Consider the following 25,282-nt stretch of genomic DNA (forward strand, 5'->3'; position numbering starts at 1 on the left):
AGGTCAGCCCCCGAAGTTGAGCTGCTCGCTGTAGAACAGCCCGAGCCCGAACATGCAGCAGATCGCCGAGAGCAGCCAGAACCGGATGATCACCGTGGTTTCCGCCCACCCGGCGAGCTCGAAGTGGTGGTGGAACGGGGCCATCCGGAACAGCCGCCGCCGCGTCGTGCGGAAGACCGCGATCTGCGTGACCACCGAGATCATCTCGACCATGAACAGGCCGCCGATGACGATCGCGAGCAGTTCGGTGCGGGTGGTCATGGACAGCCCGGCGACCAGGCCGCCGAGCGCGAGCGACCCGGTGTCGCCCATGAAGATCTTCGCCGGCGCGGCGTTCCACCACAGGAACCCGATGCAGGCCCCGGTGGCCGCCGCCGCGACGACCGCGAGGTCGAGCGGGTCGCGCACGTCGTAGCAGGCCGGGAGCGGCTGCGTCGAGCAGGAGAGCCGGGCCTGCCAGAACGAGATGACCACGTACGTCGCGAGCACCATCGCCGCCGCGCCGCCGGCCAGGCCGTCGAGGCCGTCGGTGAAGTTCACCGCGTTCGACCAGCCGGAGATGACGATGTAGCAGAAGATCACGAACACGACCGACGGGAACGTGATGAGCGCGAGGTCGCGGACGTAGGACAGGCTCTGCGACGCCGGGGTGAGCCCGTGCGAGTCGGCGAACTGCAGCGACAGCACCGCGAACAGGATGGTGATCACGAGCTGGCCGACCAGCTTCGCGGTCTTGTTCAGCCCGAGGTTGCGCTGCTTGCGGATCTTGATGAAGTCGTCGAGGAAGCCGACCAGGCCGAGCCCGACCGCGAGCATCAGCACGAGCAGGCCGGACGCCGAGGGCGCGGCCGAGCGCGAGTTGCTGATCCAGGTGATCAGGTGCGCGACGAAATAGCCCACGACCATCGCGATGATGATCGCCACGCCGCCCATGGTCGGCGTACCGCGCTTCGACTTGTGCCCCTGCGGGCCTTCCTCGCGGATCTCCTGGCCGAAGCCCTGCCGCGAGAAAACCCGGATGAGGTAGGGCGTGAGCAGGATCGAGACCAGCAGACCCGCCGCGGCCGCGATCATGATGTTGATCACGCGTGACCACCGTTCGAGCGTTCAGAGTTAGACGAGGAAGAGGAGTTCCCGGGTTCGGCCAGCAGCGCCTCGGCCACCCGCCACAGACCGGCGGCCTTGGACGCCTTGACCAGCACCACGTCCCCAGGACGGAGCTGATCATGCAGTACGGCGACGGCGGCCCCGACATCGGGTACCAGCACCGACTCCTCGCCCCAGGAACCCTCCTGGAGCGCGCCCTGGTGCATGGCGGCCGCGTCCTGGCCGATCACGACGAGTTTCTCGATGTTGAGCCGCACGACCAGCCTGCCGATCTCGTCGTGCGCGGTCACCGAGTCCTCGCCCAGCTCGCCCATCACGCCGAGCACCGCCCACGCGCGCCTGCCGGAACGGCTCATCGAGGCGAGCGCCTTCAGCCCGGCCCGGACCGATTCCGGGTTGGCGTTGTACGAGTCGTTGAGGATCGTGACGCCGTCCGCGCGGGTGGTGACGTCCATCCGGCGTTCCGAGCGCCGCTGCAGCGACGACAGCCGCTGCGCGATCTCCTCGGTGGTCGCGCCCAGCTCGCGCGCGATGGCGGCGGCCGAGAGCGCGTTGCCGACGTGGTGCTCGCCGTGCAGCGGCAGCGTCACCGGGGCCTCGCCCTCGGGCGTGATCAGCCGGAACGAAGCGCGGGCCTCGGCGTCGACCGTGATGTCCCCGGCCCGGATCTGCGCCCCGGCCGACTCCCCCACGCCGACGACGCGGGCCTTCGTCCGGCTCGCCATGGCCGCGACCAGCGGATCGTCCAGGTTCAGCACCGCCAGGCCGTCTTCCGGCAGGGCTTCGACCAGCTCGCCCTTCGCCTTCGCGATGCCCTCGCGGGAGCCGAACTCGCCGACGTGCGCGCTGCCGACGTTGAGCACCGCGCCGATCCGCGGCGGCGTGGTCTCGGCGGCCGCGGCGATGTGCCCGATCCCGCGCGCGGACATCTCCAGCACGAGGAACTTGGTCGACGCGTCGGCGCGCAGCGCGGTCCACGGATGGCCCAGCTCGCTGTTGAACGACCCGGGCGGCGCGACCGTCGGGCCCATCGGCTCGATCAGCTGCGCGATGACGTCCTTGGTCGAGGTCTTGCCGGACGAGCCGGTGACGCCGATGACGGTCAGCCCGCCCGCCGCCAGCCGGTCGACGACGTGCCGCGCCAGCTTGGCCAGCGCGGCCAGCACGGCGGCGCCGGAACCGTCGGTGTCGCCGGTCAGCGCGACCGACCCGGCGTTGCCCTCTCCCGGCGGCAGCGGCGGCACGACGATCGCGGGCGCGTCAACCTCGCGCGCGGCGAGCACGCCGACCGCGCCGGCCTCGGCCGCCTTCGCGGCGAAGTCGTGCCCGTCGACGCGTTCGCCGGGCAGGGCGATGAACAGCCCGCCGGGGCCGAGTTCGCGGGTGTCGAATTCGACGCTGCCGGTCACGACAGCGGATCCGTCGGTGCGGTGCAGCCTGCCGCCGACGACGTCGGCGATCTCGGCAAGGCTCAGCTCGATCACGCGGTCACCTCGAGACGCTTGCGGATGGCGGCCTCCAGTTCGTCCCGGTCGGAGAACGGGTGCACCACACCCTGGACCTCCTGGCCGGTCTCGTGGCCCTTGCCTGCGATCAGGACGATGTCCCCCGCCCGGGCGAGCGACACCGCGGACGCGATCGCCTCGCGCCGGTCGCCGATCTCCACGACCTCGCCGCCCGCGGCAGGCCCGACCGCGCGGGCCCCGGCCATCATCGCGGCGCGGATCGCGGCCGGGTCCTCCGAACGCGGGTTGTCGTCGGTGACGATCAGGAGATCGCTGCGGCGCACCGCGGCCTCGCCCATCATCGGGCGCTTCGCGGTGTCGCGGTCGCCGCCGCAGCCGAGCACGGTGATGATCCGGCCGTCGGTGCGGGCGCGCAGGGCGTCGAGGCCCTGTGCCACCGCGGCCGGCTTGTGCGCGTAGTCGACCACCGCGGTGAACGCCTGGCCGAGGTACACCCGCTCCATCCGGCCGGGCACCTCCACCGCGGCGAGCCCGGCGACGATGTCGTCCGCGCCGACGCCCGCGGCGTCCAGGATCGCCGCCGCGAGCACCGCGTTGGCGACGTTGAACGTGCCCGGCAGCGGGATCTTCGCCGCGCGGCTGAGCCCGTCCGGCCCGAGCAGCGTGAAGGTCTGCTCCCCGGCCGGGGTCGCCTCGATGTCGGCGGCCCGCCACAGCGCGTCGGCGCCGGCTTCGATGGACACGGTCACCGTCTGCGGCGTGAGCAGCGCCTGCCCCCACGCGCTGTCGACCACGACGACCTCGGTGGTCGAGCGGCCGTCGAACAGCAGGGACTTGGCGGCGAAGTACTCCTCCATGTCCTTGTGGAAGTCGAGGTGGTCCTGCGACAGGTTGGTGAACGCGCCCACCGCGAACCGGGTGCCGTTGACCCGGCCGAGCGACAGCGCGTGGCTGGACACCTCCATCGGCACGTGCGTGACGCCGCGTTCCAGCATCACCGCGAGCAGCGCCTGCAGGTCCGGGGCCTCCGGCGTGGTGAACCCGCTGGCGAGCCGCTCGCCGGCGATCCGGGTCTCCACCGTGCCGATCAGCCCGGTGGTGCGCCCGGCGGCCTGAAGCCCCGCGTCGACCAGGTAGGAGGTGGTGGTCTTGCCGGACGTGCCGGTGACGCCGAGCACGGACAGGTGCAGCGACGGCTCGCCGTAGATCCACGCGGCGATCTCGCCGAGCGCGGCGCGCGGGTCCGGGTGCACGAGGACCGGCACCGGCGCGTCGCGCAGCGCGGGGCGGTCGGCCCCGCTCGGGTCGGTCAGGACGGCCGCGGCGCCGGCGGCGAGCGCCTGGTCGCTGAAGTCGGCGCCGTGCGCGCGGGCTCCGGGAAGGCCGGCGAACAGGTCACCGGGAAGCACGTGCTGCGCACGCAGCGTGGTGCCGGTGACGGTGAGGTCGGCGGCCTCGGGACGGTCGGCGATCAGCCGGGCTCCCGCGCGGGCGAGCAGAGTGGCCAGCGGGACCGGGTCGATCCGGGCCGGGCGGGGCGGGGCGGCGGCTGCCTTGGCCGGGCTGTCCGGCAGCGACGCGGCAGCGGGCCCGCTTCGGGGCTGGGACGAGGACACGGACACGCCGGAGAGGTTACCGAGGCCGGATCCGGGTGACCCAACGCGGTACGGCGAACGCGCGCCGCCGCCGGGCGTGTGGTAGGCGGAGCGGTCAAGATCGTTGCGGCGCAACCCTTTCCCCGGCCCCGCACCGGCCCGTGTGGACGATCGCCCGGCCCGCCCCTACGCGGCACCGGATGCGTTACACCGCCCCAATGTGGCGTTGGTTGCGTTGAGCGCACCCAATGTGGCGTTGGGTGCGTCGCATGCGCCCAATGCCACATTGGGGTCGCGTCAGGAGAGCACGGCGCGGCGGTCAGCCGACGACGAGCGGCACCACCGGCGACGGCCCGTCGGACAGCGGAATCTGGTACCGCTGCGACAGGTACGACGCGATCGAGTGGAACAGCGGGCCCGCGGAATGCCCGGCGGGCGTGCTGTCCGGCGCGTCCAGCCGGATGCCGACGACGAACCGCGGGTGGTCGGCGGGCAGGATGCCGGCGAAGGTGATGTTCGCCAGGCTCGAGCTGTACGCCTTGGTGCGCGGGTCGATCTGCTGGCCGGTGCCGGTCTTGCCGGAGATCTGGTAGCCCTCCAGCCCGGCCGACGGCGCGGTGCCCGCGTTCGGGCTCTTCGCGTTCTGCACCACCGCGCGCAGCATGTCCCGCACCGTTTTCGCGGTCTCCGGGCTCACCACGCGCTCGGTCTTCGGCGGCGCTTCCGGCGTGACCGTGCCGTCCGGGTTCTTCTTCCCCTTCACGATCCGCGGCTCGACGCGCACGCCGTCGTTCGCGATCGCCTGGTACATCCCGGCCATCTGCACCACGGTCATCGAAAGGCCCTGCCCGATCGGCAGGTTGCCGAACGTGGACGCCGACCAGTCCTTGCGCGGCGGCACGTATCCGGAGCTTTCGCCGGGGAGGCCGATGCCGGTCTTCTGCCCGATGCCGAACTTCTTCAGCAGCTCCAGATACCGGTCCGGGCCGACCTGCTGGGCCAGCTCCAGCGTGCCGACGTTGGAGGATTTCGCGAACACGCCGGTGGTGGTGAACGTCTGCGTGCCGTGCACCCACGCGTCGTGGACCGTCCGGTCGGCGACCTTGATCGAGCCCGGCACCTGCAGCGTCGAGGTCGGCGTGGCCACCTTGTCGTCGATCGCCGCGGTCGCGGTCACCACCTTGTTCACCGAACCGGGTTCGTACGGCGTGGTGATCGGCCGGTTGTTGAGCAGGTCGGGCTTGAGCGTGGTCGGGTCGTTCGGGTTGAACGTGCTCGCGTCGGCCAGCGCGTACACCTCGGACGTCTTCGCGTCCATGATGACCGCCTGGCCGCCCTTGGCCCCGGCCTTCGCGACGTAGTCGCTCAGCTGGCGCTGCAGTTCGAACTGCAGGTCGGAATCTATGGTCAGCTGCAGATCGGACCCGGGGACGGCGGCGGTGAGCACGTGCTCGGTGCCCGGCAGGTACAGATTGTCGTTGCCGTTCTGGGTGTTCACGATCTCGCGGCCGGGCGTGCCGGCCAGGTCCGCGTCGCGCGATTTCTCCAGCCCGATCACGCCGTGCAGGTTGTGCTTCGACACGTCGGGGTCTTCCATCCGCCAGTTGGACAGCCCGACGATGTTCGACGCGAGCGTGTCGCCCGGGTACTCGCGCTTGGCGCGCTTCTCCACGCTGATCCACGCGTACTTCTTGACGATCTGGTCGGCCACCGAGGGCTCGACGTTGTCGACGAGGTAGGTGAAGGACTGCTGTTTGTGCAGCAGCGCCAGCTGTTCGGCCTCGGTGGTGAGGTGCGGGACCTTCTGCGCGATCAGCTTCGCCGCGCCGGTCACCTCGGTCTCGAAGTTGCGGCCCTTGTCCGGGTACTTCTTCGCGTACTCGTCCATCGTCTTGTGCAGCGCCCGGAGGTTCACCGACAGCGTGCGGGTTTCCACGCTGAACGCCAGTTTCGCCCCGTTGCGGTCCACAATGGACCCGCGCTGCGCCGGGATGTCGATGGTGAGCGTGCGCTGCCGTTCGGCCGCCGCGGACAGCGCGGGCGCCTCGAACCACTGCACCTGCACCAGTTTCGCGCCGGCCACGACCATCAGCACGACAAGCATGATGCGCACCGCGGAAAACCGGCTGCGCTGTCCGCCGTTGCCCCGTTTCGCGACCGCGCGGCGGGTGCCCGCGGCGTAGGTCCGCCGCGCGCTGCCCGCCGCCCGGGAACGGCTGCCGCCGCCCGCCGCCATCACTGGCCTCCCCCGGCGAGACCCGGGGTGGTGCCCGGCAGGTCGCCTTCGATGCCGCCCTCCGCGGCGGGCGGAGCGACGGGGTTCGTCGGCGGCGCGGCCGCGTCCTCCTGCGGCGCCTCAGCCTTCTTCGGCTCGCCGACGACGGTCGTCTTGCCGTCCTTGCCGACGACGATGCGCGCCGGGTCGCCGCCGGGCACCATGCCCAGCTGCTTGGCCGCGGGCGCGAGCGACGCCGGGGACTGCGCCTTCGCGACTTCGCGCTCCAGCCGGTCCTTCGTCTCCATCAGCGAAGCGCTGTCCGTGCGCAGCTTTTCGAGCCGGTACGAGTCGGCGATCGCCTGCGTGGTGAACCACAGCGTCGCCGCGACCCCGACCGCGAGCAGCCCCATCATCACGAGCACGAACGACGCGCGCGATCGCGGCCAGCGCAGCTGGAGCCGCGTGCGCACGGTCTTCGTTTCGACGGTTTCCGGTTCCGCAGCGGGCCTTTTCGGCGCACGCTGGCGCAACAGGTCGGCCCGCTGGGCCCGCCGGGCGTACGCGCGTTCGGCGGCCGTCGTGCGTCGCCGCCCGGGCACCTCCGTCTCGGTGGCGGTGTTCCGCGGTGCCCGCTCCGCAGCGGTCGACGACGAGCGGCGGGACTTCGTAGGTGCGGTCATCGCGGCTCTCCGATCCGTTGTGCTGCGCGCAGCCGCACCGAGGCGGCCCGCGGGTTGTGCTCGATCTCGTCTTCGCCGGCTTTCTCCGCTCCCCTGGTGAGGAGCTTGATTTCCGGCCCGTGCCCGGGAAGTTCGACCGGAAGCCCTTCCGGCGTCCGGGATTTCGCCAGCTCCGCGAGCGCCTGCTTCACCAGCCGGTCCTCCAGCGACTGGTAGGACTCGACGACGATCCGGCCGTCCATCGCGAGCACGCCCAGCGCCGCGGGCATCGCCCGGCGCAGCACTTCCAGCTCGCCGTTGACCTCGATCCGCAACGCCTGGAAGGTGCGCTTCGCCGGATGCCCGCCGGTGCGCCTGCTCGCCGCCGGGACCGCCGAGTAGAGCAGCTCGACCAGCCTGCCGCTGCGGGTGAACGGCTCCTTCTCCCGCTCCGCCACGACGGCGCGCACGATCCGCTGCGCGAACCGTTCCTCGCCGTAGTCGCGCAGGATCCGGATCAGCTCGCCGGGCGCGTAGGTGTTGAGCACGTCGGCGGCGGTGAACCCGGTGGTCGGGTCCATCCGCATGTCCAGCGGCGCGTCCTGCGAGTAGGCGAAACCGCGTTCGGCGCGGTCGAGCTGCATCGACGAGACGCCGAGGTCGAACAGGATGCCGTCCACTTGGGACAGTCCGAGTCCGGCCACCGCTTCGGGAAGTCCGTCGTAGACAGTGTGCACGAGGTCGACGCGGTCGCCGTGCCGCGCGAGCCGCTCCGCGGAGCGCTCGAGCGCGGCGGGATCGCGGTCAAGGCCGATCAGCCGGAGCCGGGGAAAAGCGGCGAGCAGCGCGTCCGAGTGGCCGCCGAGGCCGACGGTCGCGTCGACCAGCACGGCGTCGCGATCGGCCAGCGCGGGGGCGAACAGCTCGACGATGCGGTCCAGCAGCACCGGAACGTGCTCGGCTGCGTCCGTCATGACTTCTCCCCCTTTCTGCCGCGTGTTTTCCGGGGAAGATGCGGCGGATGCCGTCAGGTCCCTGCCCGCCCGCTTGCTGACCTGGCACCGGGGAAGGTGCGCCAGGGTCAAAGAGCGGACAGAGGCCTCACGGCATCCGCGTCGAACGGCGTACCCGCGTCCCCCGACGACGCAGGTGCGCCCGGGGCGTCTCCTAGAAGACGCCCGGCAGTACTTCCTCCCGAGCCTGTGCGTAGCTGTCCTCGTGTTCGTCCAGGTAGCCCTGCCACGCCTGGGCATCCCAGATTTCGAGCCGGGTGATCGCCCCGATCACCACGCACTCCTTGTTCAGCCCCGCGTACCGGCGAAGCTCCGGCGCGATGGCTACGCGCCCTTGCCCGTCCGGACGTTGCTCGTCGGTCCCGGCGAACAGGTAGCGCTGGTAGGCCCGCACCGCCTCGTTCGTGAACGGGGCTTCGGCGACCTTCCTGGCCATCTGCTCGAACTCGGCACGGGGGAAGACGAAGAGACAGTGGTCCTGCCCCTTGGTGACCATCAGCCCGCCCGCCAAGGCCTCGCGGAACTTCGCGGGCAGCGTGAGCCGCCCTTTGTCGTCCAGCTTCGGGGTGTGGGTGCCGAGGAACACCGGCCTCCACCTCCCCTGCCGGATCCGGGTGGCTCCCCGCTCGGTTCCGGCTTCGGGGGCTCCCTTCCGCCCCACTGGCCACCACCGTACCCCACTTTTCACCACAGTCAACGAGTCCCGCGCGCGTGCCACTCCGTCGAGTGGCACGTTTGCGCAGGTCACGGAGGTGGGTCCAGGTGGGGGCCGGGTGGGGGGACCGTGGCGAAGATCCCCCGCGACGGGGTCTCTCGCAACCTCGGAAGGCCTGAAACGTCCGCGTTTCGGCAGCGTGGGGACCAGGAGTGGGGGTTGGTGGGGGAACCGGTGGGGGCTGGTGGGGATGCAGGTGGAGCGGGGTGGGGAACCACGGTGGCGCCTGGTGGGGAGCCCGGATGCCCGCCGGTGGGGCGAGGTGGTGGGGCCCGGTGGGGGCTTAGCGGAACGCCCGCGAAAGCCGGGCAGGCCCGTCGGCCGAACCCAGTGGAGCAGCGTGGGGGAACGACCGCAGCCTGGCAGGTGGGGCTCGGTGGAGCCGTCCGTGAGGGGAACCCTGAGGGAATCAGAGTCCCCCAGGGTTCCCCTCACGGACTTGGCGCACGAAGTGGGGGCGAGTGGGGAGCCCCCGCGCGACGGCACTGGGCGAGCCACCGCCCACCACTGTCCATTTCAGACCCGCCAGGTCAGCGCGGCGACAGCTCCAGCACCCGTTCCGCCAGCCGCGCACTGTCCACTGGGGACACCGTCACCCACTCCTGCCCGCCGCGCCCCGGCGAGCACACCGCCGAATAGGCCCCGGCGTCCGTGTCGAACCACGTCAGCCCGCCGGTCCGGGTCAGCTTGCCCGCCCGGTCGCGGACGTGGACGGTGAACTGGCCCGCCGCGTACACCGGCCGCGCCTGGATCGCCCGCAGTTCCTCGCCCTGCGCGCCGCCGGGCGGCTCCCCCGCCGCGGGCAGCCGGACGCCGTAGCCGGGGCCCGCGGACAGCTCGGGCAGCACGTCGACGATCGCCGAGGCCAGTTCGCTTTCCCCGATGTCGCGCAGGCCGATCGTCCGGGCCGGCTGCACCGCCAGCACCGCGTTCCGGCCCCGGACCGCGGCGACCGCGCGGAACGGCTCGTCGGCGGTCATGTCCGCGAGCGCCTCGCATTCCACGTACCGGTCCGCGGCCGCCAGCACGCGCAGGCTGTTCTCCAGCGCAGCATCCAGACGGCCGTCGAAGAGGCCGCGTTCGCCGAGGTTCCGGTAAACCTCCTCGCGGATCGCGGACCGGTCGGCGACGGTCTCCCCCACGCTGCGCACCGCCAGCGGCGCGGGCGGGGCGTCGAGGCCGAGGTCGGCCCAGACGATGTCGAACGCGGACGCCGAAAGGCTGATCAAGCCGGCCCCGTGCCGAGCGGCGGGACCGCGGGGAACTCGCCTTCGGGCAGGAGCCCGCGCAACGCCGTGTCCCGGGTGCGCAGGACGTCGATCGCCTTCTGCCGGGCGGCTTCGGCTTCGGCGCGGCGTTCGTCCATCGCGGACGACAGCCCGGCGAGCCGCAGCATGTCGCCGCTCGCCGCGGCGGAACGGATCATCGCCGCCGGGTCGAAGTCCACCGGGGCGGGCATGTCCGCCCGGGCCCGCGCGGCGACCTCGGCCTGTCCCTGCACGGCTTCCCCGACCTTCGCCGACACCACCGAGGTCTCGGCCAGCCAGCCGGAGGCGGTGCCGAGCACCTTCCGCATCGCGTCGCCGGCGTCGCCCTGCCAGGTTTCCTCGCTGCCGGCCGACAGCGCGACCAGCCCGCCGATCGAGTCCTCGAGCCGTTGCGACAGCCCGGCCCATCGCGTGCCCGATTCGCCGGCCGCGGCCGGGTCGTTGCCGTCGACCGCCTGCGCGGCGAGCGCCGCGTGGCTGAACGCTTCGTACCGGGCCGTCGGCTCGGGAGCCGGGGTGTCGGTCACGACTTTCCTCCTCGCACGGGGTTCACGGCAGCTTCGGCTCGACCAGGCCGGCCACGTCCGACGCCCGCGAGCAGGCGAGCGCGGAGTCGGCGAAGTTCGCGTTGTTGACGTCGACCTGCACGCTCTGCGCGCCGCCGACGTCCAGCAGCACCGCACAGGTGCCGCGACGGCCGGAGACCTGCAGCGCCTCGTGCGAGCCGACGTCCTTCTTGGTGCGCTTGCCGCCGGAGACGTCGAGGTTGGACAGGCCGTTGGTCTCGTCGAGGGTGATGGTGAGACCGAAGGTCGAGGGCACCGTCCAGTCGCAGGCACGCGCCTCGCCGATCGTCTTCGCCTTGCCCTGCGTGGTGAGCCCGGCCGACGACCGGTCCTGCGGCGAGAGCAGCGTGCACGGGTCGAGCTTGGCCAGCGAAGGCGCGGACGACGACGACGGCGGCGGCGCGGGGGTCGGCGCTCCGTCGGCGGGCGCGGCGTGCGAGATGCCGGGCATCCGGCCGCACGAGACCAGCGAGACCGCCGCCAGCCCGGCGAGGGAAAGGAGCGCGGCGCGGGCCGCGAAACGGTCAGCCACCGGTGCAGTCCACGCCTTCGGCGGCTTCGCCGTCTTGGTCGCGGTATTTCTCCAGCGCGCCGCCGATGCGTTTCTTCAGCCCGGCGATTTCCTTCCCGAACGCGGTGAGGCTGTCGACCGCCGATCCGTCGCGGCCGAGGCCGTATTTCGCCATGAACGCGCCGACCTCGCCGGCGTACCCGCCGCCCAGCGGCACCGACCGGCCGAGCACGGCGGCCTCGCGGACCATCTCGCCGACGACGTCCTGCAGCTCGCCGAGCTTCGCGTACGTCGCGGTCGCCAGCTCGGGCGTGACCGCGAACCGGCCGCCGGACAGTCCCGGGACCCCGGCTTTCCGTTCCGCCTCGGCCTCGCTCATGCGCGGATGCACCTCTTCCGACGTCGAACCGTGGTCGGGCGACTTCGTTTCGGAGCATACGACAGTGCATACGGTCAGCGGGATCACCTGAAAATGCCTCATAATCACCCGTAAGAAGGAGCGTCGAGGTGGCTGGGCGTCACCATGAAACGATCTCGGGGTTCCGCCGCCCAGTTCTCCCGGGTTTGACACACTGGGGAGAACGCTGGACAGGCGCGCATCCCCGCCGGTTGCCGTCCAGCTATGCACCGCCAGGAGGTCGAGTGACGTCGAGAATCCAGTCCGCCACCCCAGCCGGGCCGCACGGCAACGGGTCCGGGCAGCCGCCGTACCCGGCGGTCGAGTCCGCGGACGGGCTGGCTCAGGTCCCGGCGGCCGGGCTCGGCGAACTGCACGACACCGCCCGCCGGATCGCCGCGAACGTGGAGCGCGTCCTCGTCGGCAAGCCGGACGTCATCCGGATCGCGCTGGTGACCCTCCTGGCCGAGGGCCACCTGCTCGTCGAGGACGTGCCGGGCGTCGGCAAGACCTCGCTCGCGAAGGCGCTCGCGCGCTCGATCGACTGCACCGTCAGCCGCGTCCAGTTCACGCCCGACCTGCTGCCCAGCGACGTCACCGGCGTCTCCATCTACAACCGGCAGACCGGCGAGTTCGAGTTCCGGCCCGGCCCGGTGTTCGCGAACATCGTGGTGGGCGACGAGATCAACCGGGCCTCGCCGAAGACGCAGTCCGCGCTGCTGGAGTGCATGGAGGAGCACCAGGTCACGGTCGACACCAGCACCTACCGGCTCGGCGCGCCGTTCATGGTCATCGCGACCCAGAACCCGATCGAGATGGAGGGCACCTACGCGCTGCCCGAGGCCCAGCGCGACCGGTTCACCGCGCGGGTGTCCATCGGCTACCCCGACCAGCAGGCCGAACTGGCCATGGTCGACGAGCACTCCGGGCACAATCCGCTCGCGGACCTGACCCCGGTGTCCGACGGCGAGACGATGCTGCGGCTGATCGAGACCGTCCGGGGCGTGCACATCGCGCCGGAGGTCCGCCGGTACGCCGTCGACGTGGTGTCGGCGACCCGGCAGGTGCCGGAGATCCGGCTCGGCGCGTCCCCGCGCGCGACGCTGCACCTGGTCCGGGCCGCGCGGGCGCAGGCCGCGCTGTCCGGGCGCGACTACGTGGTGCCCGACGACCTGCACACGGTCGCGGTGCCCGTGCTGGCGCACCGGCTGGTGCTCACCACCGAGGCGCACGCCGCCCGCCGTTCGGCGACCGACGTCGTCCGCGCGGTGCTGCACCGCGTTCCCGTCCCCCAGGGCTCGGCCCGCTGAGGCGCGTCCCGCTACCCGAGTAGGGAATCCGCATGCTGCGCGCGCTGTCCGGCCTCACCACCCGAGGCCGCTGCCTCCTCGCCGCCGGGATCGCGGCCGCGGTGTGCTCGCTGGTGCTCAACGAACGCGACCTGCTGCGGGTCGCGGTGTTCGTGGTCGCCCTGCCGCTGCTGGTCGCCGCCTACATCTCGGCGACCCGGCTGCGCCTCGGCGCCGCCAGGACGCTGCGCCCGGACCGGGTGTCGGCGGGCTCGACCGGCGAGGTCGACCTGGAACTGTGGCGCAGCGGCCGGCTGCCCGGCGGCGAGGTGCTGCTGGAGGACGGCGTGCCGTACGCGCTGGGCACCCGCCCGCGCTTCGTGGTCGAGCGCCTGCCGCACGACCGGCGCGTGCTGCTGCGGTATCCGCTCCGTCCGGGCATGCGCGGGATCCAGCAGGTCGGCCCGCTGCGCGCGACGATCACCGACCCGTTCGGGCTGTGCGAGTTCGAACGGGAGCTGATCGGCCATTCCCGGCTGGTCGTCGTGCCGCGCGTGGTGTCGCTGTGGGGGCTGCCCGGCGGCGCCGGGGCCGGAGCGGGCGACGACGGAAGCGTCCGGCTGCATTCCGGGCAGGGCGAACCGGACGTGATCGTGCGGCATTACCGCACCGGCGACGACATGCGGAAGGTCCACTGGCGGTCGACGGCGCGCCGGGACGAGATCATGGTCCGCATCGAGGAACGGCCGTGGCGCGGCGGCACGACAGTATTGCTGGACCACCGCGCGGCCGCGCACCACGGAAGCGGCCCGGGGGCGAGCCTGGAGTGGGCGGTGTCGTTCGCCGCTTCGGTGTCGCTGCACCTGCGGCGGACCGGCCACCGGGTCCGGCTGGTGACCGAGCACGGGATCTCGCTCGCCGACTCGCCCGGCGACGGCGGCGAAGGCTACGACAACCTGGTGCTCGACGCGCTGGCCGCGCTGCAGCCGGCGCACCAGCGAGACGTCACCCTCGGCCACGACCCGGCCGACGGACAGGAGCTGATCGCGATCCTCGGCACGGTGAGCGCGGAATCGGTGCACGAACTGACGCGCTACCGGGCGCGCGGGGTCCGCAGCCTCGCCGTCCTCCTGGACACGCCGAGCTGGGCGGGTTCGGCCTCGCCGGACCATCTGGCCGCGGCGACCGAGGAGTCGGCGGACCTGCTGCGCGGGGCGGGCTGGGGCGTCGTGGTGGCCGGTCCGCGGACGCCGATGCCCGAGGTCTGGGGGCTGCTGTGCCGCGCGGGCACCCACCGGTCGACAGTGATCGGCGGTACGCGATGAGCCCGCTGACCACCGTCGTGCGCGGCAATCGCGGTTCTAACCGTGATTGCCGCTCACGAGCACGCAAGGGGAACCGATGACCACCACCGCTCCCCGCCCGCCGATCCCGCACACTCCCACGCCGCAGCCGACCGATCCCCCGCCCGCGTGGCGGAGCAGCGTGCTGCCGCCGGTCGCCGCCGGGCTCGCGACCTTGTGCGCGGCCACCTCGCTGACCAGCGTCGTCTCCGGATGGGCCTGGTTCGGGTACCTCGTCGTGGCCGTCGTGCTCGTCGCGGGCACCGGGCTGGCGCTGCGGTCGCTGCGCGCGCCGACCGTCGTCGCCGGGTTCGGGCAGCTGTTCGTGCTGCTGTTCCTCATCACCGGGGCGTTCACGACCCAGGGCGTGCTCACGATCTTCCCCGGCCCCACCGCCTTCGGCGAACTGCAGGCCACGCTCACCGCGGCGGCCGACCAGATCCGGATCGGCCTCCCGCCGGTCGACAGCACGCAGCCGATCCTGTGCCTGGTCACGATCGCGGTCGGCCTGGTCGCGGTGCTGGTCGACACGCTCGCGGTCGCCGCCGCGGCACCGGCGGCGACCGGGCTGGTGCTGCTCTGCGTGTACGCGGTGCCCGCGGCGCTGTCGGACGAACTGATGCCGTGGTGGACGTTCGTGCTCGGCGCGGGGGCCTTCGCGTGCCTGCTCGCCCTCGACGGCAACCACCGGCACCGGCGCTGGCGCAACCGCGACGCCCCCGGGTCCGACGGCATGCTGCGGCTCGCGCAAGCCCCGGTCGCCGTGGTCAGCTCGGCGATCGTGCTCGGCCTGCTCGGCGGCGGGATCACCATGGTCGGGACGGTCGGCAAGATCCCGTTCGGCTCGGGCCCCGGCGGCGACGGCGACGGGACCGGCGGGTTCGGCATCGCGCCGTTCACCCAGCTGCGCGGGCTGCTGGACCAGGGCCAGAACACCGAGCTGTTCCAGGTCCGCGGCCTCGGCCCGGACCGCCGCCTCATGCGCGCCTTCACCCTCGACACCTACACCCCGAACAAGGGCTGGGGCCTGCGCGCCGGCGGACAGGCGCAGTCCGGCGTGGTCGCGAACAGCACGCTGCCCGCCGCGCCCGGCGACGACGGCACCGGAGTGTCGCGGCAGATCCAGATCCAGCCGACGCGCTGGGTCGACAACTGGCTGCCGGTCTACGGCGCCCCGCGCGCGCTCCGGGGTGTGCCGCCGCAGTGGCTGTACGACCGGGTCAGCGGTTCGGTGTTCACCACGGCCAGCGAACCCGCGCCGCCGTACGTGGAAACCGCGTCGCTGAAGGAGCCGACCGCCGCGGAATTGCGGGAAGCCGCACCGAAATCCGACGAGGTGCCCGGTCTCTACACGCGGATCGGCCAGGTCGACAAGCGGGTCGCGGCGCTGACCGAGCAGCTCACCGCGGGCAAGACGAACAACTTCGACCGGGCGACCGCGCTGTGGCAGTACTTCAGCGCGCAGAACGGTTTCGTGTACGACACGAAGACCGCCGACGCCACCGACGCCGACGCTCTCGCCGACTTCATCCTCAAGGGAAAACGGGGCTACTGCGAGCAATACGCGTCGGCGATGGCGGTGATGCTGCGCGTCGCGCACATCCCGGCGAGGGTCGCGATCGGCTTCACGCCGGGCATCTCGAAGGGCGACTACCAGTCGATCAGCTCGCAGGACGCGCACGCGTGGGTCGAGGCGTACTTCGGGGACAAGGGCTGGGTCAGCTTCGACCCGACCCCGCTCGCCGACGGACGCGGCATCGTCCCGTCGTACCTGCAGCAGAACACCCAGAACCCGCAGCAGCCCAACGCCACCGACGACCTCCCGACGGCCCCGCGCTCGACCACCCCGTCGACGGATGCGTCGCCCGACAAGAACCACGACCAGGCCGCCCCCGCCGCCCCCGCGGACACGACGCCCGACAACAGCTGGCTGACCTGGCTGGCCCTGACACTGGCCGTCCTCGGCGCCGCCGCGGTCGCGACGTCGTACTTCTTGCGCCGCCGTCCCCCGCCCGCCGCGGAGGTACCCCCTTCCGGCGTCCCGCCCGGCTCCGCTCCCGACGGCAACGTCCTGGTCCGAACCCCAGTCACCGCCCCGACCCCGCTGCGCCTCGCCGCGCTGTGGCTTCCGCTGACCGGTGCCGTCCTGCTGGTAGCCGCACTCGGCTTGCTGGCCGGAATGGTGTCGTGGTGGCTCGCGGGGTTTGTCGTCCTGCTCCTCGCGGCAACCGGCGGCCCGGCCGCGATCCGCGACCTGATGCGCCGCCGCCACCTCCAGACGATCGCGACGCACGCCCCCGGAGCCGCCGACGCGGCCTGGCGCGAACTGAAAGCCGAGTGCGCCGACCGAGACCTGCCGATCTCCGACAGCGACACGGTCCGCGTGGCCGGCGGAAAGATCGCCGAACGCCACCGCTTGGATGATTCGGGTCGGGAGGCGCTGCGCACCGTGCTGGGCGCGGTGGAACGCAGCTGGTACAGCGACGAAACCACCCCGGACCCGACGCTGGAGCCCGCTTTCGGGCAGCTGCGGGACAGCCTGCGCCGCACCGCCCCGCTTTCCCTGCGGGGACGGTTGTTCCCGAGATCGGTACTGCGCCGACGGCGGTGATCCGGGTGGGTGGCGTGGCTGGCTGACTGGCTCGGCGGGGTCACGCCGCGTGCCCGCACTCACTGCCGGACGTCGCGGCAGGATGCTTGGCCTGATCAGGGCGCGCGTCTACGCGCCTTGACACCACAACGGTTTCGGGACCGCGTCCCGGCGAAGGCAGCGCCCGCGCCGGGCTCATAGCGACTCTGCCGACAGCAACCGTCCACCGCGCTGGACTAACTGCGCCTCGGCCGAGCGCATCCACGCACCACGCCGGAACTCACCCGCGCCTAGCCAACAGCATCCGACCACCACGTCTGGCTAGACGCGCTCCTGCCGAAAGCAACCGCGCGCCACGCCGCGCTAAGCACGCCTCTGCCAACGGCATCGAGCGCACGTCGCGCCGCCGGGAGTCCGGTGTCCCGTTAAACGGTGCAGTCCGGGCCCGCGCACGAGAATCCGCGCTCCGCCCCGAGGGGAGAAGCGCGGATTCGCCGTCGAGCTACTGGCCTTCGAAGCGCTGGCGGAAACGTTCCTCCATGCGCTGCGTGAAGGAGCTTTTGCGGCCGGATGGCTTCCCTCCGCCGCCTCCGTCGTCATGGCTGTCCTTGCCGCCGCTGTCGCTGTGGCGCAGCGACGTCACGGCCATCATGACCCCGAAGAACATCACGAGGAACCCGAGCACGCTGACCACCGGGATGTCGGCGACCCGCAATACCGGGATCACCACACCGAGCACCAGCAGCGCGACGCCCACGACGAACAGGGCGATCCCCTGGATGCGCCGACGGCGCGCGGGTCGGCGCAACCGGGTGCCACGCACCGTGGATGCGAACTTGGGGTCCTCGGCATAGAGCTCGCGCTCGATCTGGTCGAGCAGCCGCTGCTCATGCTCGGAGAGTGGCATCTTTCCTCCTCCGGCACAGCTGTCGCGGGCGCCGGGCCGCGCAACGTCCTGGACCCAACAGCCAACCCCAGGCGGGGTGGCACTGTCCAGGATACGAGCCCCGCGCTCGTCCGACTACCCGATCCCCGATCCGGAAATGATCGAATCGGGGGAAATCCCGCACAATGCGGGTTGACAGTGCGTCACCGCGACGGAAGTCACCCCCTTCGGCGCAGTTCAGGCCCCTCCGTCGCCCCGTCAGCCTCCCCCGGCCGGGGTGCCTCGTGACGGAGAGAAACCGTCCCCGGGCCGGCCACCGGCCCCGCTGACGTCCCCTTCGGCGGGATCTTCCGCCGATCGATACCGTCCGCCACTTTTTCACTTGCCCGCGCCCCGGCCCGGCAATCCCCCACCGCTCGACCACGGTGCCGGGTGCTGACTCAGCGCGACTGCCGACCCCTATTTTTCTGAGCCCGCTCGGTGCCGCCGTACCGGACGCCGATTGCCAACCGAGCGCTCATCTCGGTGAATCGCCCACGACCCTGTTGCTCGGAGGCGCGTCGCAGGACGCCGAGCCGAGAGCAGAGACCCAGGCGGGCGCACCGCCGCCGCCGAGCAGCCTTAGGCGATCGCCGCTCGCGGCGAGCTACCTCCGGCGCTGATGCTGCACAGAACCGGCCCGACTACCCGGGGCACGCATCACGAAGCGCCACACCGAGGCCCGACCGCGAGCTTTCACCCTGCCCAGCTTCACTCCTCCCGAGGAGCAAGCAGCGAAGCGGGCCGAATCGCCGCCGAGCCGAACTTCAGCCGTGCCACGTCCGCCGCCACCTCGGCGTCTCGCCAGCGCGGCTCGTCGTTCGCGAACGACAGCTGCTCTCCCTCGTCGCCGGTGTCGAGGCCTTCCACCCTGACCCCGATCAGCCGGACCGCTCCCGTCGGCGCGTGCTCGGTCAGCAGTTCGACCGCGGTCCGGTGGATGTCGCGGGCCACGTCGGTCGCCGAGAGCACCGTGCGTGCCCGGGTGATCGTGCGGAAGTCGGCGAACCGCACCTTGATCGACACCGTCCTGCCGCGCAGTCCGCGCGACCGGAGCGTCGCCCCGACTCGTTCGGACAGCCGCAGCAGTTCCAAGCCCAGTTCGGCTCGGTTGAGGACGTCGACGTCGAAGGTGTGCTCGGCGCCGATCGACTTCTCCGCCGACTCCGGTTCCACGGCCCGGTCGTCGTGGCCGTTCGCCAGGGCCCACAGGTGGTCTCCGACCGCCCGGCCCACCGAGCGCCGCAGCCGGGCGGGCGAGGTAGCGGCTACGTCCGCGATCGTGTGCCAGCCGTGCTGCCGCAGTTGTTCCTCGGTCCGCTTCCCGACGCCCCACAGCGCGGACACCGGCAGCGGGTGCAGGAAGTCCAGCGTCTCGGCCGCGGGGACGATCACCATGCCGTCCGGTTTGGCCATCCCCGAAGCCAGTTTCGCCACGAATTTCACCTTCGCGACGCCAACGGAGCACGTGATCCCGTGTTCCGCCTGCACTCGCTCCCGAATCCGCGCCCCCAGCACGCCCGGAGTGGTCCCCAGCCGCCGCAGTGCGCCGCCGACGTCCAGGAACGCCTCGTCCAGGCTCAGCGGCTCGACCAGCGGCGTCAGCTGCCGGAAAATCCCCATGACGCCGCGCGAGACCTCGCCGTACAGCCCCGGCGTCGGCTGAATGCACACCAGCTGCGGGCAGAGCCGTTTGGCCGTGGAGAACGGCATGGCCGAGCGCACGCCGAAGCGCCGCGCCGGATAGCTCGCCGCGGCGACGACCGAGCGCGGGCCGCCGCCGGACACGACGACCGGCTGGTCCGCCAGCTCCGGCCGCGTGCGCAGCTCGCACGACACGAAGAAGGCGTCCATGTCCACGTGCAGGATCGGGCAGCCGGTGTCGTCCGGCAGCTCGGTCGCGCCCGTGGTGACGCGGTAGCGGGCCATCCCGCTCGGCAGTTCGGCGTTTCTCCCCACGCCTCCGGACGCTACCTGCCACCACCGACAATTCCGGGCGCTCGGGACCTGTCCCAGCGAACGCGCCTACGTTCCCCGCATGAGCCCGCGCTGGATCCGGTCGCTGCTGGTCGCCGGTGCCGTCCTGGCCTTCGGCGGCCTCTTGCTCGTCAACGGCGATCTCGACCTGGTGCGGAACAGCGACACCGTGATCTGCGGCCTGCGGACGATGCAGCCGGAAGATCGCTGCGTCGAAGGGCCCGTCGGCACCAGCAGCCGCGAACTTTCCTACGAAGAGGTGAAAGCCGACAACGCCGCCGACCGGCAGCGGGCCGTCTCCGGGATCGTCGTCGGTTCGCTGGGGCTAGTGCTGATCGTCTCCGGCGGCATCGCCACACTGGCGCACCGGACCTGACGTTCAGCCCCGCCGGGCGATCGCGTGCAACCGGCCCGCGACGTCGCGCAGCGCGGGCACCGCCGAGGCGGTCAGCTCGAACTCGGCCAGTTCGTCCTCGCGGACCTCGCCCGGCACGACGTCCGAGATCACCCGGTCGCCCTGCAGCAGCGTGACCTCCAAGCCGGCCGCGACCAGCGACTCAGTCAGCCCGGCGCTGTCGTAACGGCGCAGCACGGTGTCGCCCGCGACGACGCCATCAGCGCCTTCGAGCAACCGCTGGGCCTCGGAAATCCGCCCGGCCAGCGCGCGATGCAGCACAGCCGCGGTGCGGTTGGCGACCAGCACCGACACCGCGCCGCCCGGCGAGACAGCCGTGGCGAGCGCGTCGAGCACCACGCGCGGGTCGTCCACGACCTCCAGCAAGCCGTGCGCCAGCACCAGATCCGCCGATCCGGCCGGGACGTGCGCGCCGAGCGCGTCGGAGTCGTCCGCGATCACCGTGATGCGGTCGGAGACGCCCTCCTCGTCGGCGCGCCGGCGCAGCGTCGCGAGCGCGTTGGGGTTCGGCTCGACCACGGTGACCAGGCATCCGGCCGAGGCGAACGGCACCGCCCAGCCGCCGCTTCCGCCGCCGACGTCTACGACGACCGGCTGCTCCACGCCCCGGGCGCGGGCGGCCCGCAGTTCGGCCTCGAGCGCCCGGCGAACGGCGCCAGAACCCCGGGCGGCCACGGTGTCGGTCTTCATGGCCGACAGGGTAATGGCCGCCGGTCACTTGCCGTGACCCGCGTGGGTGCCGTAGCGGCGTTCGCCACCTTCCGGGCTACCGCCCCGGCGCGCGGGCCGTAGGCTGTGTCGAGTGCACACGGTCGCCGTTCTCAGCCTCAAGGGTGGTGTCGGCAAAACGACGGTCGCGCTCGGTATCGCGTCGGCCGCGCTGCGTAGGGGAACCCGCACGCTCGTAGCCGACCTCGACCCGCAGGGCAACGCCACCACCTCGCTCGACCCGCCGTTCACCGACGCGACGCTCGCCGACGTGCTCGAGACGCCCGCGCGGGCCGTCCTCGAACGCGCCATCGCGCCCAGCGTGTGGAGCGAGGAGATCGACGTGCTGGTCGGCGCCGAGGAGCTGGAGTCGCTCAACGAACCCGACTCCGACGGCCGCCGCCTGGAGAACCTCTCCCGCGCACTCGACGAGTTGCACCAGCACCCGCTGCGCGAAGAACCGTACGAGCTGGCGATCGTCGACTGCCCGCCGTCGCTCGGCAGGCTCACCAAATCGGCGCTCGTGGCGGCTGACAGCGCGCTCATTGTGACTGAGCCCACAATGTATGCGGTGGCCGGCGCCCAGCGCGCGCTCGAAGCGATCGAACGGATCCGCGAGGACAGCAATCCGTCGCTGCGGCCGATCGGCGTGCTGGTGAACAAGCTGCGCGTGCGGTCGTACGAGCACCAGTTCCGGGTCTCGGAGCTGCGCGAGAACTTCGGCTCGCTGGTGATGCCGACCGCGATCCCGGACCGGCTCGCGGTGCAGCAGGCACAGGGCGCGTGCAGCCCGATCCACGAGTGGCACTCCCCTGGCGCCCAGGAGATCGCGCTGACCTTCAACATGGTCCTCGCCAAAATCCTGCGCTCCAACCGCGCCGGACGGCACCGCGTGCGCGCCGAGGAAGAAGCCGCGCAGGCGGAAGTGTCGGAAACCGCGGGCTGAGCACGTGCCCGAGGGCGACACCGTATTCCTGGCCGGGAAGCTGCTCGACCGCGCACTCGCCGGGAAAACGTTGGTGCGCGGCCAGTTCCGCCACCCCGAACTGGCCACTGTGGACCTCGCGGGCCGTGAAGTGCACGGCGTCGGCACCGTCGGCAAGCATCTCTTCACCCGCTTCTCCGGCGACTTGACGCTGCACAGCCATCTCCGGATGGACGGCGAGTGGAAGATCCAGGCCGCGGGCGCGAAGTGGTCGATGCCCGCCCATCACGCGCGCGTCGTGCTGATGACCGAGGACGTCCAAGCGATCGGTTTCCGTTTGCACGACCTGAAACTGCTGCCGACCGCCGAGGAACACACCCTCGTCGCACACCTCGGCCCGGACCTGCTCGATCCACAGTGGACAGACGACCGCGCGGCCCGCGCCGCCGCCAACCTCGCCGCGAAACCGGACCGCGAACTCGGCGACGCACTGCTGGACCAGCGGATCATGGCCGGCGTCGGCAACCTGTACAAGTGCGAGATCTCTTTCCTGCTGCGGGTTTCCCCGTGGACCCCAGTGTCCGAAGTGGACCCAGCACGAGCCGTCGCGCTCGCCAGGAAGCTGCTGGTCGCCAACGCGTGGCGTCACGAACAAGCCACCACCGGCGACCTGCGGCGAGGACGGCGCACCTGGGTCTACGAACGCACGCGGCAGGGCTGCTTCCGCTGCGGCGGCCCGCTGCTGGTGCGCCAGCAGGGCGACGGACCGTACCAGCGCCCCACCTGGTGCTGCCCGCGCTGCCAGCCCGGCCCGGTCCCGCCGGATGGACTGCCGCGCAAATGATGTTGCCGGACCGAGAGGTTCGCGGTTAGCGTGGCAGTACACGAGAGAGGAGGTGGTCCTAAGTTGTATTCACACAGGACTCGTGAGGTGGCTGTCCGCTAGCGGATGGCACGTGTTGGGACTTTGAGCAGCGATGCAACAAGAGCCACCTTCGGCTCATCGCCTGCTTCACGTGCTGCCTGCTGACGAATACCAGGCAGTCACCGGGTTCCCGGGGTTCTCGAGCACCGGTCCGGCTCGAGCCTGGACGCTGACGGCGTCCAGGAGGCGCCCCGGGAATTTCCATTGCCGCATCGCGCGGCCGACCGTCCGGCGATCACCCGCCGCGCGGGGTGCGGGAAATCGCTAGGCTGGAGCAATGCTCAGGCCGGACTATCCGATCAGCACCGAACGCCTGCTCCTCCGCCCGTTCCGGGACGACGATCTCGATGCCCTGAACTCGTTCCAGTCCCGCGCGGACGTCGTCCGATACCTGTACTGGGGCCCGCGCAGCCGCGCGGAATCCGCGGCCGCGCTAGCGAAGCGCGTGCACAGCGCGACCCTGACGGAGGAAGGCCAGTTCCTCGCCGTGGCCGTGGAACTCGCCGAAACCGGACAGCTCATCGGCGACCTCAACCTCGAATACCTCAGCGCCGAACACCGCCAGGGCGAGATCGGCTTCGTCTTCCACCCCGACCACCACGGAAAAGGCCTGGCGCTGGAAGCCACCCGCGAACTCCTGCGGCTCGGCTTCGAAGACCTGGGCCTGCACCGCATCATCGGCCGCTGCGACGGCCGCAACACCGCGTCGGCGGCCCTGATGGAACGCCTGGGCATGCGCCAGGAAGCACGGTTGCGGGAAAACGAGATCGTCAAAGGCGCATGGACCGACGAACTGGTCTACGCCATGCTGGAAGGCGAGTGGAAAGCCAGCGCCGCCCGGGCGGTTTGACCCCTTTCGCCGGGATTTTTTCGGTGGTGGGGCCTGGGCTTTGCGCGGCCCGGCGGCGAGAATCGCGGCCTGGACGGCAAAACGCGGCTTGCTCAAGCTGAACGCCCGGCCCGGAAAGCCCGCTCCCACGCGCCCCGACCAGCCATGGGCCGTGAGGGGAACCCTCACAGACTCAGATTCCCGCAGGGTTCCCCTCACGACCCTCGCCGACCCCGGCCGTCCGTGAGGGGAACCCGCACAGCCCCAGATTCCCGCAAGGTTCCCCTCACGACCCTCGCCGACCCCGGCCGCCCGTGAGGGACCCCTTCACAGACCCAGATTCCCTCAAGGTGCCCTTCACAGACCTTGGCCCGGCCACCGCCGAAACGCCCCAATGTGGCATTGGGTGCATCCCACGCACCCAACGCCACATTGGGTGCGCCACATGCACCCAACGCCACATTGGGGCGCAAGCCCCCACCCCCAACCGCAGCCGACTCACCCGACCCAGCGAGGCACCCAGCCCCACCCCCGCACCCCGATACGAAGCCTCCCTGCGGTCTGGGGGTGCTTGTCAAGGCATCTTTCCCGCCTTGACAAGCACCCCCAGACCGTCAGCACAATCAGGCTTCGGGGTGCCCCACGCAACCGACCGGACGCAATGTCGCCGCCAGGCGACGAGCCCCCCACGAGTCCCACACCACACGAACGGACGGCACCACCACCCCCACCACCCCCAATACGGCAGCATGGACCCGTGCTCTTCGACAGGATCGTCCGCCCAGCGATGTACCGGCTCGCCTACCACGACCCCGAGGTAGTCCACGAACGCACCGTCACCCTGCTGAGCCGCGCAGGCACCGCGCTCCGCCCGATCACCAAGGCGTACCGCACCAACGATCCCACCACCGTCCTAGGCCTGACCTTCCCCAACAAGATCGGCCTAGCCGCAGGCATGGACAAGAACGGCCGCGCCCTCCACGCCTGGCCAGCCCTGGGCTTCGGTTTCGTCGAAGTAGGCACAGTCACCCGCCACCCCCAACCAGGCAACCCGAAACCACGCCTGTTCAGCCTCCCGGCCACCGACGGCGTCATCAACCGCATGGGCTTCAACAACGACGGCGCCCAAGCCCTCGCCGACCGCCTGGCCGCACACGGAAAACCCGTAGTACCGCTGGGAATCAGCATCGGCAAGTCCAAGGTGACCCCACTGGACGAAGCGGTAGAGGACTACCGCTACTCCCTCCGCACCCTGCACCCCCACGCCGACTACTTCGCGATCAACGTCAGCTCCCCGAACACCCCCGGTCTCCGCGCTCTGCAAGACAAATCGGCCCTCGCCGAACTCCTCGCCGAACTGCGCAAGACCGGCACCGAACTGGGCGGCAACACTCCCCTGCTGGTGAAAGTCGCCCCCGACCTCACCGACGACGCCCTCGCCGAACTGCTCGAAGTCTGCCTGGAACACGGCGTCGCCGGAATCATCGCGACCAACACCACCCTGTCCCGCGAAGGCATCGCCCCCGCCGAGGCAGCGCTGGCCTCGGAAGCCGGCGGCCTGTCCGGCCGCCCGCTGACCAACCGGTCGGCCGAAGTCGTGCGCTTCGTCCACGAGAAGACCGGCGGCAAACTGCCCATCATCGGCGTGGGCGGCATCCTCGGCCCGGACGACGCCCGCCGGATGCTCGACGCCGGGGCCAGCCTCGTCCAGATCTACACCGGCTTCGCCCTGCACGGCCCCGGGCTGGTCCGCCGCGTCGGCCGCGGGCTCGCCGCCCGATAAAGAAAAAACACCCACCGAGTCCTCTCCGGCAACGCACCGGAGAGGACTCGACCGCGGG

At 71.5% G+C, this 25,282-nt stretch carries 22 protein-coding genes; 8 read left to right on the top strand and 14 right to left on the bottom strand.

Annotated elements, in window-relative coordinates:
- Nucleotides 1-3: 3 nt before the first annotated feature.
- The 11 genes from mraY to ACFSVL_RS00530 all read right to left on the bottom strand — a co-directional run bounded on the left by mraY (nucleotide 4) and on the right by ACFSVL_RS00530 (nucleotide 11,497).
- Nucleotides 4-1,086: a phospho-N-acetylmuramoyl-pentapeptide-transferase gene (gene mraY, locus ACFSVL_RS00480; protein ID WP_378299248.1), complete on the bottom strand. Its 1,083-nt coding sequence runs from the start codon at nucleotides 1,084-1,086 to the stop codon at nucleotides 4-6.
- On the bottom strand, nucleotides 1,083-2,591 hold the full coding sequence (locus tag ACFSVL_RS00485; protein WP_378299250.1) for a UDP-N-acetylmuramoyl-tripeptide--D-alanyl-D-alanine ligase: 1,509 nt from the start codon (nucleotides 2,589-2,591) through the stop codon (nucleotides 1,083-1,085). The genes mraY and ACFSVL_RS00485 overlap by 4 nt, the downstream gene beginning before the upstream one ends.
- On the bottom strand, nucleotides 2,588-4,147 hold the full coding sequence (locus ACFSVL_RS00490; protein WP_378299380.1) for a UDP-N-acetylmuramoyl-L-alanyl-D-glutamate--2,6-diaminopimelate ligase: 1,560 nt from the start codon (nucleotides 4,145-4,147) through the stop codon (nucleotides 2,588-2,590). The genes ACFSVL_RS00485 and ACFSVL_RS00490 overlap by 4 nt, the downstream gene beginning before the upstream one ends.
- Before the next feature lie 340 nt (nucleotides 4,148-4,487).
- On the bottom strand, nucleotides 4,488-6,404 hold the full coding sequence (locus ACFSVL_RS00495; RefSeq protein ID WP_378299252.1) for a peptidoglycan D,D-transpeptidase FtsI family protein: 1,917 nt from the start codon (nucleotides 6,402-6,404) through the stop codon (nucleotides 4,488-4,490).
- Nucleotides 6,404-7,066, bottom strand: a complete 663-nt coding sequence (locus ACFSVL_RS00500; RefSeq protein ID WP_378299254.1) for a hypothetical protein — start codon at nucleotides 7,064-7,066, stop codon at nucleotides 6,404-6,406. The genes ACFSVL_RS00495 and ACFSVL_RS00500 overlap by 1 nt, the downstream gene beginning before the upstream one ends.
- Nucleotides 7,063-8,019: a 16S rRNA (cytosine(1402)-N(4))-methyltransferase RsmH gene (gene rsmH / locus ACFSVL_RS00505; protein WP_378299256.1), complete on the bottom strand. Its 957-nt coding sequence runs from the start codon at nucleotides 8,017-8,019 to the stop codon at nucleotides 7,063-7,065. Before rsmH ends, ACFSVL_RS00500 begins: the two co-directional genes overlap by 4 nt.
- A gap of 193 nt (nucleotides 8,020-8,212) precedes the next feature.
- A complete protein-coding gene (gene mraZ / locus ACFSVL_RS00510) occupies nucleotides 8,213-8,644 on the bottom strand; it encodes a division/cell wall cluster transcriptional repressor MraZ (protein WP_009080393.1) in 432 nt (143 codons plus the stop codon).
- Nucleotides 8,645-9,303: 659 nt separating this feature from the next.
- Entirely contained in the window at nucleotides 9,304-10,002 is a 699-nt protein-coding gene (locus ACFSVL_RS00515; RefSeq protein ID WP_378299258.1) for an ESX secretion-associated protein EspG, read from the bottom strand.
- Nucleotides 9,999-10,568, bottom strand: coding sequence for a PE-PGRS family protein (locus ACFSVL_RS00520; RefSeq protein WP_378299260.1), 570 nt, complete (start codon nucleotides 10,566-10,568; stop codon nucleotides 9,999-10,001). The genes ACFSVL_RS00515 and ACFSVL_RS00520 overlap by 4 nt, the downstream gene beginning before the upstream one ends.
- 22 nt (nucleotides 10,569-10,590) lie before the next feature.
- Nucleotides 10,591-11,139, bottom strand: coding sequence for a DUF3558 domain-containing protein (locus ACFSVL_RS00525; RefSeq protein WP_378299262.1), 549 nt, complete (start codon nucleotides 11,137-11,139; stop codon nucleotides 10,591-10,593).
- The gene (locus ACFSVL_RS00530) at nucleotides 11,132-11,497 is read right to left on the bottom strand and encodes a hypothetical protein (RefSeq protein ID WP_378299264.1); all 366 of its coding nucleotides are present in this window, start codon (nucleotides 11,495-11,497) and stop codon (nucleotides 11,132-11,134) included. Before ACFSVL_RS00530 ends, ACFSVL_RS00525 begins: the two co-directional genes overlap by 8 nt.
- Nucleotides 11,498-11,760: 263 nt before the next feature.
- Between ACFSVL_RS00530 and ACFSVL_RS00535 the strand changes: the two genes are divergently transcribed.
- From ACFSVL_RS00535 to ACFSVL_RS00545, 3 genes are all read left to right on the top strand, one after another.
- The gene (locus tag ACFSVL_RS00535; RefSeq protein WP_378299266.1) at nucleotides 11,761-12,825 is read left to right on the top strand and encodes an AAA family ATPase; all 1,065 of its coding nucleotides are present in this window, start codon (nucleotides 11,761-11,763) and stop codon (nucleotides 12,823-12,825) included.
- A 32-nt stretch (nucleotides 12,826-12,857) separates the two neighbouring features.
- A complete protein-coding gene (locus ACFSVL_RS00540; protein ID WP_378299268.1) occupies nucleotides 12,858-14,129 on the top strand; it encodes a DUF58 domain-containing protein in 1,272 nt (423 codons plus the stop codon).
- Nucleotides 14,130-14,205: 76 nt separating this feature from the next.
- Nucleotides 14,206-16,758: a transglutaminase family protein gene (locus tag ACFSVL_RS00545; RefSeq protein ID WP_378299270.1), complete on the top strand. Its 2,553-nt coding sequence runs from the start codon at nucleotides 14,206-14,208 to the stop codon at nucleotides 16,756-16,758.
- 481 nt (nucleotides 16,759-17,239) lie between these two features.
- Here the strand turns inward: ACFSVL_RS00545 and ACFSVL_RS00550 are convergent, their stop codons facing one another.
- Together ACFSVL_RS00550 and dinB are read right to left on the bottom strand one after the other, a co-directional pair.
- Nucleotides 17,240-17,644 (bottom strand): DUF3040 domain-containing protein, encoded by a 405-nt coding sequence (locus ACFSVL_RS00550; protein ID WP_378299272.1) that lies wholly within the window; start codon nucleotides 17,642-17,644, stop codon nucleotides 17,240-17,242.
- Between the two features lie 729 nt (nucleotides 17,645-18,373).
- Nucleotides 18,374-19,591, bottom strand: coding sequence for a DNA polymerase IV (dinB, locus tag ACFSVL_RS00555; RefSeq protein ID WP_378299382.1), 1,218 nt, complete (start codon nucleotides 19,589-19,591; stop codon nucleotides 18,374-18,376).
- Between the two features lie 109 nt (nucleotides 19,592-19,700).
- Here dinB and ACFSVL_RS00560 point away from each other — a divergent pair, with 109 nt between their 5' ends.
- Nucleotides 19,701-20,015, top strand: a complete 315-nt coding sequence (locus tag ACFSVL_RS00560; protein WP_378299274.1) for a hypothetical protein — start codon at nucleotides 19,701-19,703, stop codon at nucleotides 20,013-20,015.
- 3 nt (nucleotides 20,016-20,018) lie between these two features.
- On the opposite strand, the gene ACFSVL_RS00565 is transcribed toward ACFSVL_RS00560, so the two are convergent.
- The gene (locus ACFSVL_RS00565) at nucleotides 20,019-20,744 is read right to left on the bottom strand and encodes a methyltransferase domain-containing protein (protein WP_378299276.1); all 726 of its coding nucleotides are present in this window, start codon (nucleotides 20,742-20,744) and stop codon (nucleotides 20,019-20,021) included.
- A 112-nt stretch (nucleotides 20,745-20,856) separates the two neighbouring features.
- Between ACFSVL_RS00565 and ACFSVL_RS00570 the strand changes: the two genes are divergently transcribed.
- From ACFSVL_RS00570 to ACFSVL_RS00585, 4 genes are all read left to right on the top strand, one after another.
- Nucleotides 20,857-21,708 (top strand): ParA family protein, encoded by an 852-nt coding sequence (locus ACFSVL_RS00570; RefSeq protein ID WP_378299278.1) that lies wholly within the window; start codon nucleotides 20,857-20,859, stop codon nucleotides 21,706-21,708.
- A 4-nt stretch (nucleotides 21,709-21,712) separates the two neighbouring features.
- Nucleotides 21,713-22,531 (top strand): DNA-formamidopyrimidine glycosylase family protein, encoded by an 819-nt coding sequence (locus ACFSVL_RS00575; RefSeq protein ID WP_378299280.1) that lies wholly within the window; start codon nucleotides 21,713-21,715, stop codon nucleotides 22,529-22,531.
- Between the two features lie 358 nt (nucleotides 22,532-22,889).
- The gene (locus tag ACFSVL_RS00580; protein WP_378299282.1) at nucleotides 22,890-23,462 is read left to right on the top strand and encodes a GNAT family N-acetyltransferase; all 573 of its coding nucleotides are present in this window, start codon (nucleotides 22,890-22,892) and stop codon (nucleotides 23,460-23,462) included.
- A 736-nt stretch (nucleotides 23,463-24,198) separates the two neighbouring features.
- Complete coding sequence (locus ACFSVL_RS00585) at nucleotides 24,199-25,224, top strand: quinone-dependent dihydroorotate dehydrogenase (protein WP_378299284.1); 1,026 nt, start codon at nucleotides 24,199-24,201, stop codon at nucleotides 25,222-25,224.
- Nucleotides 25,225-25,282: the final 58 nt, after the last annotated feature.

Origin of the sequence: Amycolatopsis silviterrae, assembly GCF_042684085.1 — a bacterium.
Classification (GTDB): Bacteria; Actinomycetota; Actinomycetes; order Mycobacteriales; family Pseudonocardiaceae; genus Amycolatopsis; species Amycolatopsis silviterrae.

Bases quoted from the DNA above. Each gene is read 5' to 3' on its own strand.
- ACFSVL_RS00495 (WP_378299252.1), bottom strand. From the start codon at position 6,404: ATGGCGGCGGGCGGCGGCAGCCGTTCCCGGGCGGCGGGCAGCGCGCGG.
- ACFSVL_RS00500 (WP_378299254.1), bottom strand. From the start codon at position 7,066: ATGACCGCACCTACGAAGTCCCGCCGCTCGTCGTCGACCGCTGCGGAG.
- rsmH (WP_378299256.1), bottom strand. From the start codon at position 8,019: ATGACGGACGCAGCCGAGCACGTTCCGGTGCTGCTGGACCGCATCGTC.
- ACFSVL_RS00530 (WP_378299264.1), bottom strand. From the start codon at position 11,497: ATGAGCGAGGCCGAGGCGGAACGGAAAGCCGGGGTCCCGGGACTGTCC.
- ACFSVL_RS00540 (WP_378299268.1), top strand. From the start codon at position 12,858: ATGCTGCGCGCGCTGTCCGGCCTCACCACCCGAGGCCGCTGCCTCCTC.
- ACFSVL_RS00545 (WP_378299270.1), top strand. From the start codon at position 14,206: ATGACCACCACCGCTCCCCGCCCGCCGATCCCGCACACTCCCACGCCG.
- ACFSVL_RS00550 (WP_378299272.1), bottom strand. From the start codon at position 17,644: ATGCCACTCTCCGAGCATGAGCAGCGGCTGCTCGACCAGATCGAGCGC.
- dinB (WP_378299382.1), bottom strand. From the start codon at position 19,591: ATGGCCCGCTACCGCGTCACCACGGGCGCGACCGAGCTGCCGGACGAC.
- ACFSVL_RS00560 (WP_378299274.1), top strand. From the start codon at position 19,701: ATGAGCCCGCGCTGGATCCGGTCGCTGCTGGTCGCCGGTGCCGTCCTG.
- ACFSVL_RS00565 (WP_378299276.1), bottom strand. From the start codon at position 20,744: ATGAAGACCGACACCGTGGCCGCCCGGGGTTCTGGCGCCGTTCGCCGG.
- ACFSVL_RS00580 (WP_378299282.1), top strand. From the start codon at position 22,890: ATGCTCAGGCCGGACTATCCGATCAGCACCGAACGCCTGCTCCTCCGC.